Origin of the sequence: Vibrio antiquarius (assembly GCF_000024825.1) — a bacterium.
GTDB classification, from domain to species: Bacteria; Pseudomonadota; Gammaproteobacteria; order Enterobacterales; family Vibrionaceae; genus Vibrio; species Vibrio diabolicus.
The window spans coordinates 244,838-259,120 of the sequence record NC_013457.1; the positions used below are offsets into that span (position 1 = coordinate 244,838).

Annotated in this window: 10 protein-coding genes; 4 read left to right on the forward strand and 6 right to left on the reverse strand. The window is 45.8% G+C overall.

Annotation, left to right across the window (positions count from 1 at the left end):
* Positions 1–109 precede the first annotated feature (109 nt).
* The 3 genes from VEA_RS16165 to VEA_RS16175 are packed head-to-tail and all read right to left on the reverse strand — an operon-like array spanning position 110 to position 5,303.
* Positions 110–3,169, reverse strand: coding sequence for an efflux RND transporter permease subunit (locus tag VEA_RS16165; RefSeq protein WP_006742270.1), 3,060 nt, complete (start codon positions 3,167–3,169; stop codon positions 110–112).
* On the reverse strand, positions 3,169–4,230 hold the full coding sequence (locus VEA_RS16170) for an efflux RND transporter periplasmic adaptor subunit (RefSeq protein ID WP_006742271.1): 1,062 nt from the start codon (positions 4,228–4,230) through the stop codon (positions 3,169–3,171). Before VEA_RS16170 ends, VEA_RS16165 begins: the two co-directional genes overlap by 1 nt.
* A complete protein-coding gene (locus VEA_RS16175; protein ID WP_006742272.1) occupies positions 4,230–5,303 on the reverse strand; it encodes an efflux RND transporter periplasmic adaptor subunit in 1,074 nt (357 codons plus the stop codon). Before VEA_RS16175 ends, VEA_RS16170 begins: the two co-directional genes overlap by 1 nt.
* Before the next feature lie 161 nt (positions 5,304–5,464).
* On the opposite strand from VEA_RS16175, the gene vdeR reads away from it, so the two are divergent.
* Positions 5,465–6,193, forward strand: a complete 729-nt coding sequence (gene vdeR / locus VEA_RS16180) for an efflux transporter transcriptional repressor VdeR (RefSeq protein ID WP_006742273.1) — start codon at positions 5,465–5,467, stop codon at positions 6,191–6,193.
* 131 nt (positions 6,194–6,324) lie between these two features.
* Here vdeR and gcvT read toward each other — a convergent pair whose 3' ends face one another.
* Positions 6,325–7,443: a glycine cleavage system aminomethyltransferase GcvT gene (gene gcvT, locus VEA_RS16185; protein WP_005395175.1), complete on the reverse strand. Its 1,119-nt coding sequence runs from the start codon at positions 7,441–7,443 to the stop codon at positions 6,325–6,327.
* Positions 7,444–7,703: 260 nt separating this feature from the next.
* Entirely contained in the window at positions 7,704–8,327 is a 624-nt protein-coding gene (locus VEA_RS16190; RefSeq protein ID WP_005395176.1) for a helix-turn-helix domain-containing protein, read from the reverse strand.
* Between the two features lie 377 nt (positions 8,328–8,704).
* On the opposite strand from VEA_RS16190, the gene VEA_RS16195 reads away from it, so the two are divergent.
* The 3 genes from VEA_RS16195 (at position 8,705) to gcvP (ending at position 13,427) form a co-directional block, all read left to right on the forward strand.
* Complete coding sequence (locus VEA_RS16195; protein WP_005395177.1) at positions 8,705–10,000, forward strand: serine hydroxymethyltransferase; 1,296 nt, start codon at positions 8,705–8,707, stop codon at positions 9,998–10,000.
* A gap of 53 nt (positions 10,001–10,053) precedes the next feature.
* Positions 10,054–10,434: a glycine cleavage system protein GcvH gene (gene gcvH, locus VEA_RS16200; protein ID WP_006742274.1), complete on the forward strand. Its 381-nt coding sequence runs from the start codon at positions 10,054–10,056 to the stop codon at positions 10,432–10,434.
* Between the two features lie 128 nt (positions 10,435–10,562).
* Complete coding sequence (gene gcvP, locus VEA_RS16205) at positions 10,563–13,427, forward strand: aminomethyl-transferring glycine dehydrogenase (protein WP_006742275.1); 2,865 nt, start codon at positions 10,563–10,565, stop codon at positions 13,425–13,427.
* A gap of 242 nt (positions 13,428–13,669) precedes the next feature.
* On the opposite strand, the gene VEA_RS16210 is transcribed toward gcvP, so the two are convergent.
* A complete protein-coding gene (locus VEA_RS16210; RefSeq protein WP_006742276.1) occupies positions 13,670–14,071 on the reverse strand; it encodes a VOC family protein in 402 nt (133 codons plus the stop codon).
* Positions 14,072–14,283 lie beyond the last annotated feature (212 nt).

A 14,283-nucleotide genomic window follows, 5' to 3' on the forward strand; every position in this document is an offset into this window, starting at 1 on the left:
ATCATTAGAATCAAGTAAATGAATGGATTGGTGTACATTGGTAAGATCAAAAAAGCCCTGAAGAAGACCTTCAGGGCTAGGCAGGAAGCTGGCAAATAGCCAGGAGTCCCTATGCAGTGGTCGGTTTTACCCTAAACAGAATCGCAAACATTACTGGCACTACAATCAGTGTCAGTACTGTAGCAAAACCAAGACCTGCCATAATCGTTATTGCCATCGATCCAAAGAAGGCATCGAAGACGAGTGGAATCATCCCCAAGATGGTCGTCAGAGCAGCCATACTTACCGGACGAACACGACTGATCGCACTATCGACAATCGCGAGGTAAGGCTCTTTCCCTGATTCCAACTCAAGGTTAATTTGATCAAGCAACACAATACCGTTTTTCAAAATCATGCCACTTAGGCTCAGCAAACCAAGGAATGCTGTAAAGCTGAACGGCATATTAGTGGTAAGTAAACCAAAGGCAACACCAATGATCGCCAACGGCACGGTGAACCAAATGACCAACGGCTTTTTAATTGAGTTAAACAGCAAAATAGTAATGATGAACATCAACAAGTAACCCATCGGCAACGAACCAAATAGACCTTCTTGCGCATCTTTCGATGATTCATACTCACCACCCCATGTGATTTCGTAACCTTCTGGAATATGCAGTGCCATCACTTTAGGCTGCACACGCGCAAACAAGCTTGCCGCCGTGTCGTCGCTCAACACATCGTGGTCAGCGAGCACAGTTAACGTGCGCTTGCGGTCACGACGCTGAATTAGCGGCTCGCTCCAATCCAATTTAACGCCATCAATCACTTGGTCGACCGGAATATACGTTTGCAGTGATGGGCTCCAAATGGTCACGTTTTGTAGTGATTCAAAGTCCACGCGTTCTTCTTCAGGAAGGCGCGTCATAATTGGCAAAGTGTGTGTACCATCACGTAAGTAACCCAACGTGCTACCACCAAACGCCATTTGCAGTGTGCTTGAAAGATCTTCTTTCGAAATGCCCAAGCGACGAGCTTTAGACTCATTGAAAACAGGCACAAGCTCCTTAGTACGCTCTCGCCAATCGTGACGAATGTTTCGGGCACCAGGGTCGGTATGAAGGATGTCTTCAACTTGCACCGCTAAATCACGTAAAACTTGTGGATCGGGACCAGTAATACGCGCTTCGATCTTAGACGCTGGTGAAGGGCCAAATTCCATCAATTTAAATTGAAATGTCGGTGCATCAAACGTCTTCGCAAGGTTAGCGTCTAACTTGTGCAACAAACCGAACATGCTCTCACGATCAGTGGCGCGAACTTGGAACTGGGCGTACGCTTCATAGCTTTTCTCTGGCTGGTAAGTCAGAGCGAAACGCTGCAAACCCTGCCCAATTGAAGCAGAAACAAAGTCAATATCGTCTTGCTGACGAATGTAGCTTTCCACTTCTTCGGCTTTTTTGATCGTTTCGCGGATATCCGTACCTTCTGGCATCCACATATCAACGTAAAACATCGGCGTGTTCGATGGTGGGAAGAACTGCTGTTTTACATTACCAAATGCCACGACAGCACCCACTAATAGCGCGACCATGCCAGCAACCGTTAGCCAACGGAATCGCAGTGCGAATTTCAGCGATGCGCCAAATACAACAAACAGCCAACCTTTGTAGGGATCTTCTTCGTTAGTATCTTGGCCCTTGTCCTCTTCTTTCAGCAATAGATCTGCGAGGAATGGCGTCAGCGTAATAGCGGTAATCCAGCTCAAAAATAGTGAGAAACACAGCACCCAGAATAGAGAGCCCATGAATTCACCCGTTGCATCTTGCGACAAACCGATAGGTGCAAAAGCCGTAATCGCAATGATGGTTGCGCCAAGCAAAGGCCATTGTGTTTGCTTTACAATATCGACGGCCGCTTGAACTTTAGTGCGCCCTTTTTTTAGGCCAACCAAGATGCCTTCCACGACCACAATCGCGTTATCAACCAGCATACCCAGAGCAATAATTAACGCGCCAAGAGAAATACGGTGCAGCTCGATATTGTTGTAGTTCATCAAGATGAAGGTACCGAACACCGTCAATAACAGCACGACGCCAATGATGACACCACTGCGTAAGCCCATCGTAAACAGCAGAACGATGATAACGATCGCCACAGCCTCTGCTAGGCTAATCACAAACGCTTTAACGGACTCATCCACTTCATTGGCTTGGTTGTAAAAGTAGTTCATATCGATGCCAGCAGGCTTGATAGACTCAAGGCTCGCAAGCTTCGCATCCAAACGTTCGCCAACCTCAACCACGTTCACACCTGACGCAAACGAGATACCGATATTAATTGCTTTTTGACCGTTAAAGAGTACGACGTTGCTTGGCTTCTCTTGGATACCACGAGAAATCGTTGCTACGTCTTTTAGACGAATTAGGTTCCCAGTGTCACGACCATGAATGATCAAGTTTTCTAGCGCTTCTACGGTGTTTAAGGTACCACTTGGACGAATGACAAGGCTTTCGCCATTGACCATCACTTCCCCTGCTGAAACTACATTATTTTGTTGGTTCAACAAGCTCGCAACCACATTCATGTCTAAGTTCAGCGCGGCAAGGCGGTCAAGAGAGATCTCAACAAACAGCATTTCTTGCTGATCGCCCGTGATATCCACTTTTCCTACGCCATCAACCAGCTCGATTTCACGAGTCAGGTAATCAGCATAGCGTTTTAGCTCGACATAATCGTAGTCATCGCCAGTGAGCATCAGCATCACGCCATAAACGTCACCGAAATCATCAATGATCTGCAAAGATTGTACGCCCTGAGGCAAAGTTGGTCGCAAGTCATTAATTTTACGGCGCATTTCATCCCAAATTTGCGGCAGTTCATCAGGACCATAGTCCATTTCCATACTGACCGTGATTTGAGACATACCATCAGAAGACGTAGAGGTAATTTTGTCTATATAAGGGAGTTTTCGAATCTCTTTTTCTAAAGGATACGTCAGCTCTTCTTCAACCTCTTTCGACGTCGCGCCAGGGTATGTTGAAATGATCATGGCATCTTTAATCGTAAATGCCGGGTCTTCTAGTCGTCCAAGCTCCAAAAACGACGTTAAACCACCAACAGCAAGGATAATAATAAACAACCAGCTGATGACTTTATTTTTTATTGAGTACTCAGCAATGTTCATTATTGTTTATTCTCCACAACATCCACATGTTTCCCTTCACGTAATTTACGTAGGTTTGAATTAATCAGAACGTCGCCTTGCTTAACTCCTGACGACACAATGGCTCCGTTGCCATTCACTTGGGAAATCATCACAGGCACCCGGGTGACAACGTCACCCTCTTTTTTCCATACAAAGAACTCATTCTCTTCGCTGCCCGCTTGAAGCGCCGTCACTGGAATACTGTAACCATCGATGGAGGTAATCCCCGCTTTCACCATATCGACCAGAACACTGACGCTGGTTCCCGGCAATATCTCTGGTTTTGGCTGTGGCATCGTCAAATACATTTCGTAAGTTTGAGTTTCGGAGTTAGGCTCACTTGTGTGCTCTAAATAGTCCAAAGCAAATGTGTCATTAATGCCGGAGAAGGTTGCTCTAGGCTTGTAACTCATGTTGTCTGAATTTGGGTCCACCATAGCGAGAACATTATCGGAAAGCTCAATACGCACGTACACCAAATCGTTTTGGTATAGGTTCAACACCGGCTCTCCAACTGCCACACGTTCAAAACGCTCTTTGAAAACGTCCGACACTTTACCGGCAAACGGGGCGAATAAACGGGTGTAGTTCAATTGATTGGTGGCGTTATAGAAATTAGCCTCTGCCAACTCTTTATTAGCCGTTAGCTCATCAAGCTCGGCTTTTGAGATCATCTGACGTGCGTGTAGGTCTTCGCCGCGTTTGAGCTGACGAATCGCCAGTGTATATTGCGCTTCTGCGTCATTTACGGCTTGCTTTTCTTTGCTGTCATCCAGCTTTGCGATCATTTGGCCTTGCTTAACAACGTCGCCCGCTTTAACCAACACGTGTTGAATTTCTCCCGCGCGGCGGAATGCCATAGGCGTTTGCTCTGCTGGTACAACTATTCCTTTAAAAGCTCGATATTGGCTTTGTACCGGCGCATCCACAGAGATAGTCGACACAAAAAGCGGCTGCTCGACGACAGCTTGGTTTTCATTTTTGCAACCCGTTAAAACTGCAAGCGCAATTGCAGAGATCGTAAGTAGAGATCGTTTCATTAAATGCCTCCCTCACGAACCCAAGCTTTCACGACTTGTCCTTCGACCAGTCGCTCAACGCCAGCAACAACAACGTAATCATTGTTATCAAGCCCTGCTTTCACACCTCCAGAGGCATCAAGAGACACAGTGACTTTATTAACTTGCTGTGTGTTTCTGTCCATTACCCACACTTCGCCTTGCGTCTCTTTTTTGTTTACCCAAGCGGATTGAGGCAACGTCATTGCGTCCGATAGATGTTGTTTAGCTATGTGCACCTGCCCTGTCATACCTGTTAGCAAATTGCGATCTTCTGGTCGAGTGATGGTTACGATCGCCTCATAACTGTTGGTATCGATATTTGGCTGAGTCGAAATTTCTTTAAATTTTCCAGGGATACGTTTTCCTGGCTCGCTATCCATCGTCACCCACATATCGGAATTTTGCAGTGACTCAAGTGATACCGATTCCGCATAACTGACTGGCAGTGTGAATGACACATCTAAGGTCGTGTTATCGATAAGATTCAGGATCTCTTGCTTCTCTGCGACCACTTGAAACGGGTTGACATAGGTGTATGACACGATGCCATCAAAAGGTGCGTGAATCTTGGTATAACTCAAGTCTGTTTTGGCTTGTTCGTAGTTTGCCAATGCCGCTTTATATTGAGTTTCTTTCTGGTCGTACTCATCTGTACTAATCAGCTTTTTTCCATAAAGGTTTTTCGCGCGCTCCCATTGCGTTTTTGCTAACGCGAACTGGGCTTGAGAGGCGTCTAACGCAAGCTGAAGATCTTTAGGGTCTAACGTTGCAAGCACTTCACCTTTTTTTACCTCTTGGCCCATGCGAACAAGTAATTCATCGACCTCACCACCCACCTGAAAAGAAAGCTGTGCGCGATGTGTCGCATCAATACGCGCTAAAAAGGCATGCGAATCTTCGACTTCTAGATCTTTCACCGCCAGTAATTTTACAGGTTTGATTAAAGGTTCAGACGGCTCGGAAATGGCTTTGTTACACCCAGTTAGCATGCCAGAGAGACTTAATGTCACCACAGCACCAACTAAAGTGCGCTTTAAATATTGTTTTCGCACCCGCTTTCTCCGTAGGTTTTATATATTACACAGTCGTGCAGTATATGCAGAATTTGAAATTGATCAACATATTTTCCAGTTGGAAAGCAAATTAATTAGTCAAAGCGTCCGGTTTCTGGTAAAAGTAAGCGCGTTGATCAATATTCGGGAAAATTCGAACTATGAATGAAAGAAAGCAGGGGCGTAGAAGTGCTGAAGCCGCAGAACAAACTAAGTGTCTGATCCTTAAGGTGGCAGCAGATATGTTTTGTGAACTTGGTTACGAGCGTGTCTCACTGCGCAATATCAGTGAAAAGGCTGGTGTTTCACATAGTTTGATCCGTCACCACTTCGGCAGCAAAGAGAAGATTTGGCAAGCGGTTAGCGACGCGATGGATGAATTCATGCAGTGCTATATGGCTGAATTAATCAATGAGATGCCTGAGAACACACCTTCGAATAGAAAAATTTATCTGTTCATGGTTCGCATGCTGGCATTTGCGCTCGTTAATCCTCACCCAGTACAGATGATCGCTGATGCTATTCGCCAAGGCGATGATGGTGCCCTGCTGCAGTATTTCTTAAAGTCAAAAGATGAGTTTGCTGCGATATTTACCGGAATTTTTGAGCAGTACAACAGTGAAAACCCTAACGCCCAATTTGATCAGTGGGAATCAAAGTGGCAGATGTTGATTTTTGCACATGGTGCAATCAGTCTTACTCCGATGATGCAAGAGACATGGCCTGACATCGCTGATAATCGCGAAAAAATGCTGATCAAACATTGGGAGCTGTTCAATACGATCATGGCGTCTCAGTTTGGGATTGCAAAAGAAGACATGATTCATCCGGAAAAACTTGAAGATATCGTTATCGACATGTGTTGTACAATCGACAAAGCGGTCGGATAAGGCTGCAGAAACTACGATAACTTCCAAGCGTATATAAAACCGATATACATAAAAATGCCGAGCTAGAAAGCTCGGCATTTTTGCTTGTTTCTTGCCTCGCGAATACGCGAAGAATGACAATAATGAGTAACCTAACCGCGGTAGTAACGTTGCGGTACAAACGGCATTTTCTCAACCGTCATTGGTAGCATTTTACCGCGTACTTCAGCGAACAATTCGGTACCAATCGCAGCAAGATCAGCACGCACATAACCCATTGAGACAGGCTTACCTGCATTTGGACCCGCAGTGCCGCTGGTGACAACGCCAATTTTAACGCCATCAGCATCAAACAATTCCGCGCCTTCACGGACTGGTGCTTTAGTTTGGCCAACCAAACCGACACGCTTACGCGCCACATCTTTGGTCTCGATCTGCTTGAGAATAATATCCGCACCTGGGAAACCACCTTCACGTTCACCGCCGATACGACGAACCTTTTGGATGCCCCATAACAAGCTCGCTTCTACAGGCGTAGTTGTTGTGTCTAGGTCATGACCGTATAGGCAAAGACCACACTCGAGACGAAGTGAATCACGAGCACCAAGGCCAATCCATTCAACTTCCTCTTCCGCGGTCAGTTTACGTGCGAGTTCTTCTGCCTTGTCAGCAGGAACCGAGATCTCGTAACCATCTTCGCCAGTGTAGCCACTACGAGAAACAATGCATTCGGCGCCTAAAATATCGACTTTACGAATATCCATGAACAGCATGTCAGAAACTTCTGGGGCAAAACGCGCCAATACAGCCGCTGCTTTAGGGCCTTGGATCGCAAGCAGAGCACGGTCTTCGATAATGTCTAGCTCAACACCAGATGGCAAATGCGCTTGTAGGTGTGCAATGTCTTGTTCTTTGCATGCCGCGTTCACAACCACAAAAAGATGATCGCCTAGGTTCGCTACCATCAAGTCATCCATGATGCCGCCCTCTTCATTAGTGAAGAACGCATAACGCTGTTTACCAGACTCAAGATCCACAATATCCACTGGCACTAATGTTTCTAGGAACGCAGCTGCACCGTCACCGAGTAGGCGAAGTTGTCCCATATGAGAAACATCAAACAGACCTGCCGCATCACGAGTGTGTAAGTGTTCCTTTTTTACGCCTAGAGGATACTGAACAGGCATATCGTAACCCGCGAACGGGACCATTTTGGCACCAACTTCAACGTGAAGTGCGTGTAGTGGTGTTTTCAGTAGTTCTTGAGTCATTTTCGTCTCCATTTAGATAGACCCGAGAATGCTATCGGCATTCGATGTGTTTCCAATAATAAACATGGCTCATTCTATTTTGCACGAACAAGACGTAGATCGACTTGCAAAAGTGTGACTCTTAACATTTTAATCACAACAAATCGTACAAAAAAAGCGCTTTAATGAGTATATTCTCATCAAAAAAGCGCCTTTTCATCATAACGACCACCAACGGCAATCGTTTGCTTTCACTATAGGAAATTTACAACTATTTATCACTATTTGGCTGTCACCCACAAAATGTGCGCATCTTCCTCGCTAACACTGGTCAACATATGTCCCATGTTCGCATCGTAATAGACGCTGTCGCCCTCGCTTAGAACAACAGGTTCGTAGAACTCAGAATAGAACATGACCTCACCAGATAAGATAAGCAGAAATTCTTCGCCATCATGACGAACCCAGTCTTTGTATTCATCAAAACTGCGAGCACGAATTTGGCTCTTAAACGGCATCATTTTCTTATTGGAAAGTTGAGTAGCGAGCAGTTCATGTTCATAAGTTTGCGTTGGGTGTGGTTTGCCTTCATTCTTCTTGGTAACATCCCTACGCCCTGTCGCAACCTTTTTTCTAGGTGGTTCAAAGAGTTGCGGCATATCAATTTGTAAGCCAAGCGCCAATTTTTGCATTGCTTGAAATGTCGGAGAAATCTGCTCATTTTCTATTTTACTCAGTGTAGAACGAGCAAGCCCTGTTCGCTGACTGGCTTCTTCTAGTGTAATACCAAGTTTTGAGCGGATATCCTTGATACGTTGACCCAGCTTTAATGGCTCGATATTTTGATCATTTTGCTCTTTCGCTAACGTCATCGATGGGTATTCATCGTAAATACTCTCTGCCATAAATCCCTCTATAGATATCCTTATTTTTGTCCTACTAGCATTGTGCATGAAGCACATAGTGGATAAAAGTCCACCAAGTGAATTAAACCGTGCTCTTGTTAACAATTTTTGAAATCTTGTTTCCTATAGGAAATTTTTGGTTGATTGTTCCCGCCGCAGGCGCTATGTTACCAACTTGTTAGATGTAGAGATGCATATTTCCGTAAGAGATTGGTAAAGGAAACACGCAATCCGACGGAGTTTTTGCCCACATTTAGGGCCGGATGTTCACTCTGTTCTGCTATGCAGTTCAGCTGTTTTGAGGACAAATGAACCACAACCGCAAATCATAATTCATCTATTGCGGGTTCATTTTAAGATTTGGAAGGTCAACTACCATGAATAAGAGTTACCCTAACCACAGCTTGGAAAACTTTTTCTCTACCAACCTCTCTGCGACAGATGATGCTGTCTTTGCTGGAATTCAGGCGGAATCCGCTCGCCAAAACGAACAAATCGAACTTATCGCTTCTGAGAACATTGTTTCTAAAGCGGTAATGCAAGCTCAAGGCACATGCCTAACAAACAAATACGCTGAAGGTTATCCAGGTCGTCGTTACTACGGTGGTTGTGAGCACGTAGATACAGTGGAAGCCATTGCCATCGAACGCGCGAAAAAACTTTTTAATTGCGAATACGCAAACGTTCAACCTCACTCAGGCGCTCAAGCAAATGGTGCGGTGAAACTGGCTCTTCTTCAACCAGGCGACACCATTCTTGGCATGTCTTTGGACGCTGGTGGCCACCTAACGCACGGTGCACGCCCAGCACTTTCTGGTAAATGGTTTAACGCAGTTCAATACGGCGTTGATCGCGAAACACTGGAAATCAACTACGACGACGTTCGTGCACTTGCAGTAGAACACAAACCAAAGATGATCATCGCGGGCGGCAGTGCTATTCCACGCGTTATCGATTTTGCTAAGTTCCGTGAAATCGCTGACGAAGTTGGCGCAATTCTTATGGTCGATATGGCACACATTGCTGGCCTTATCGCAACAGGTGCACACCCTAGCCCATTGCCACATGCGCATGTTGTGACAACCACAACACACAAAACATTGCGTGGCCCTCGCGGCGGTATGATCCTGACTAACCACGAAGACATCATTAAGAAAATCAACTCCGCCGTATTCCCTGGCCTACAAGGCGGCCCACTAATGCACGTTATCGCAGCAAAAGCGGTTGCATTTGGAGAGGCGCTTGGCCCTGAATTTAAAACTTATATTGATTCGGTGATCAATAACGCAAAAGTCCTAGCGGAAGTATTGCAAACTCGCGGTTGCGACATCGTAACTGGTGGCACAGACACGCACCTAATGCTGGTTGACCTTCGCCCTAAAGGCTTGAAAGGCAACAAAGCAGAAGAAGCTCTAGAACGTGCTGGGATCACATGTAACAAAAATGGCATCCCATTCGATACAGAGAAGCCTATGATTACATCGGGCATCCGTTTAGGAACGCCTGCGGGTACAAGCCGCGGCTTTGGCGCTGAAGAATTCAAACTCATCGGTAATTGGATTGGTGACGTACTGGATGGTTTGGTGAACAACCCAGAAGGTGACGCAGACGTTGAAAAACGCGTCCGCAAAGAAGTAAAAGAACTTTGCAGTCGCTTCCCTCTTTACCAATAAACGATTTTTTAAAAATCACAATAATTCCTGACAAGTTATTTGGAGATTAAGCAATGGACAAAACACTGAAGTTTACAGATAGCCACGAGTGGGTACGTGACAACGGTGACGGCACAGTAACACTTGGTATTTCTGAGCATGCGCAAGAAATGTTGGGTGACGTAGTATTCGTTGACCTACCAGACGTAGAAGACGAAGTAGAAGCAGGTGAAAGCTTCTCTTTGGTTGAGTCTGTAAAAGCAGCGTCAGATATCTACTCTCCTGTTACCGGTGAAATCGTAGAAATCAACGAAGAACTAGAAGACAGCCCAGAGCTAATCAACGAAGAACCGTACGAAGGTGGTTGGATTGTGAAAGTGAAGCTTTCAAACCCATCTGAGTTCGATGACTTAAAAGACGCGGAAGAATACCTAAACTCTATCGAAGAAGAGTAATTAGGATGTGACGAAAGCTGTTCCCTAGCCTGTTTAGAGAGCAGCTTTTTTTCTAGGTTCGGACGTATAATTAAATGTGTCACTAACGACCATTTCCGTTACCCGAGCCAAGGAGTAGGTAAAGGACAATGACTGAATTACTTCAAAGCCTCAGCACACAAAATGAGTTCGTTGGACGCCACAACGGACCAAGCAAATCAGACCAACAAAAAATGTTGGATGCCATCAACGCGGTAAGCCTTGACGCCCTCATCGAAGAAACCGTGCCTGCACAAATTCGCCTAGAACAACCAATGACGTTGGCAGAAGCGAAAAGCGAAGCAGACATGCTAGTGACGATGAAGCAGTTTGCTAAACAAAACCAAATTAAACGTACATTCATTGGCCAGGGCTACTACAACACGTTTACTCCAAACGTCATTCTACGTAACGTGCTAGAAAACCCTGGCTGGTATACCGCTTACACACCTTACCAACCTGAAATCTCTCAAGGTCGCTTGGAAGCACTTTTGAACTTCCAACAAATGATCATCGACCTAACTGGTATGGAAATCGCGAACGCCTCATTGCTAGACGAAGCAACAGCGGCAGCAGAAGCAATGACTCTGTGTAAGCGCGCAGGTAAGAGCAAGAGCAACGTATTCTTTGTGGCTGACGATGTTCACCCACAAACGCTAGAAGTAGTAAAAACTCGTGCAAAATTCATCGGTTTTGAAGTTCTGGTTGGTTCGCTAGAATCCCTACCAGAGCAAGACGTGTTCGGTGCATTAGTTCAATACCCAAGCACAACAGGTGAAGTTCGTGACCTAACGGACATCATCGCAAAAGCGCAAGCAAACAAAACGCTTGTCACTGTTGCGACTGACCTGCTTGCTTCTACCCTATTGAAACCTGCTGGTGAAATGGGCGCAGACGTAGCAATTGGCTCTGCACAACGTTTCGGCGTTCCTATGGGTTACGGCGGTCCACACGCGGCATTCATGGCAACGCGTGACAAACACAAGCGTACCATGCCAGGTCGTGTTATAGGTGTTTCTATCGATACCAACGGTAACCAAGCACTGCGCATGGCAATGCAAACTCGTGAGCAGCATATCCGCCGCGAAAAAGCGACATCGAACATCTGTACCGCTCAAGCATTGCTAGCGAACATGGCGTCTTTCTACGCGGTTTACCACGGCGCAGAAGGTCTACGCACTATTGCTCGCCGTACACACCATATGACTGCGATTATCGCCGCTGGCCTAACCAAAGGCGGCTTTGAACTTGCTCATAACAGCTTCTTCGATACCATCACGATCAACACAGGTTCAAAAACAGAAGAGCTTTACGCAAAAGCACTTTCAGCAGACATCAACCTACGTCTACTACCTGGCAAGCTAGGTATTAGCTGTGACGAAACAACCACGGTCGCTGATGTAGAAGCACTATTTGCAGTCTTTGGTGTAAAAGAAGACGTAGCAGCACTATCGACGGAAATCGGAGGCAACGAGTTTGCGGCAATTCCAGAAGCGCTACGCCGCACAACAGAATACCTGACTCACCCTGTATTCAATACGCACCATAGCGAAACGCAAATGATGCGTTACCTGAAACAGCTAGAGAACAAAGACTTCTCGCTAACGCACGGCATGATCCCACTAGGCAGCTGTACGATGAAGCTGAACGCAGCAGCAGAGATGATCCCAATCACTTGGCCTGAGTTTGGTTCTATCCACCCATTCGCGCCAGCAGAACAAGCGGCGGGCTATGCAGCACTAGCGAAAGATCTAAAAGAGAAGCTTTGTGAGATCACAGGCTACGACGCATTCTCACTTCAGCCAAACTCTGGTGCATCTGGTGAGTATGCAGGTCTTATCGCGATTCAACGCTACCACGAAAGCCGTGGCGAAGGTCACCGCAATGTATGTTTGATCCCGAGCTCTGCGCACGGTACTAACCCTGCGACAGCATCTATGGTGTCAATGAAAGTTGTCGTGGTTAAGTGTGATGAAGAAGGCAACATCGACATCGACGACCTAGCAGCGAAAATCGAGAAACACAAAGACAATCTATCAAGCATTATGATCACTTACCCTTCTACGCACGGCGTTTACGAAGAGAAAGTGAAAGAAGTGTGTGAAATGGTTCATGCCGCTGGCGGTCAGGTTTACCTAGACGGCGCTAACATGAACGCGCAGGTTGGTCTAACATCACCAGGCTTCATCGGTTCAGACGTTTCTCACCTAAACCTACACAAAACCTTCTGCATCCCGCACGGTGGTGGCGGTCCGGGTATGGGTCCTATCGGTGTGAAATCTCACCTAGCGCCTTTCCTACCAGGCCATATTGAAGACGGCGTAGAAGGCGAAGATTTTGCAGTATCAGCAGCAGATATGGGTAGCGCTTCTATCCTACCGATCTCTTGGGCTTACATCGCAATGATGGGCGAAGCAGGCCTAACAGATGCAACAAAAGTAGCAATTCTGAACGCAAACTACGTGATGGAAACACTTCGCCAACACTACCCTGTTCTTTATCGTGGCAAAAATGGTCGTGTAGCGCACGAATGTATTATCGACATTCGTCCACTGAAAGAAGAAACAGGCATCAGCGAAGAAGACATTGCGAAGCGTCTAATGGACTACGGTTTCCACGCACCAACTATGTCGTTCCCTGTAGCGGGCACGCTAATGGTTGAGCCAACGGAATCGGAAGATCTAGAAGAGCTAGACCGCTTCTGTGATGCGATGATCGCTATCCGCGAAGAAATGGAAAAAGTGAAAAACGGTGAATGGCCACTAGAGAACAACCCTCTCGTTAATGCGCCACACACGCAAGTTGACCTTTCTGCTGAAGAGTGGGACCGTCCTTACTCTCGCGAGCTTGGCTGCTTCCCTTCTAAAGCGACCAAGTCTTGGAAGTACTGGCCAACAGTAAACCGCGTAGATAACGTATACGGCGACCGTAACCTAATCTGTTCATGCCCAAGCATCGATAACTACGAAGATTAATTTTTGTAGTCTCTAAATCGACAAAGGCGAACCGTTTGGTTCGCCTTTTTGTTTTTGCTGTGCCGCCCTGACATTTGTTGGTACATCAAGAAGGAATGATAACTAGTTATTGTTTGCACAAAAGTGATTTAGAAATATTGTAACTTCTGAGAACCTTAGAATTAGCACTAATATCTCAGAACCTTAAAAGCTTGTTGGAAACTCCTCATGAACACTATGTTATGCAGGTGCTGTGTAGTTTCTCAGTTCAGTTGCAGTAAGTCCCATTTATTACCATAGAGATCTTGGAACACCACCACTGTCCCGTATTCTTCCACACGAGGCTCTTCATTAAATACAACACCATTTTTCTTCATCAACTCGTAGTCACGCCAAAAATCATTAGTTTGCAGAAACAGGAAAACACGACCACCTGTTTGATTTCCTACTGCATGCGTTTGCTCCGGTGTACTTGCCTGAGCTAAAAGTAGGTTTGTACCATTGGAGTTTGGAGGAGAAACTTGAACCCAGCGTTTACCACCTCCTAGGTTGGTATCTTCAACCAGAGTGAATTGAAGTTTTTGAGTATAAAATTCGATAGCATCGTCGTAATTTTCAACGACTAGAGCAATGTTTCCGATTTGCTGCTGAACAGTTTTGGACATGATGATTTCCGCTGTGTCAAAACGCTAATTGTACGCTATTTTGAGACTTTTCTAGAAAGCACGTAACGCCTTGCAAATGTTTAAGGCACACAATACGAATGTTTACGCATAGCATCAAATAGACATCCTTTTTCGCTTTCTTCGTTCACTCCTTTATCTAACTTTATTGAGTGCATGTCGAAAATCTTCAATCTTTTGCTAAGAGCGTTTTT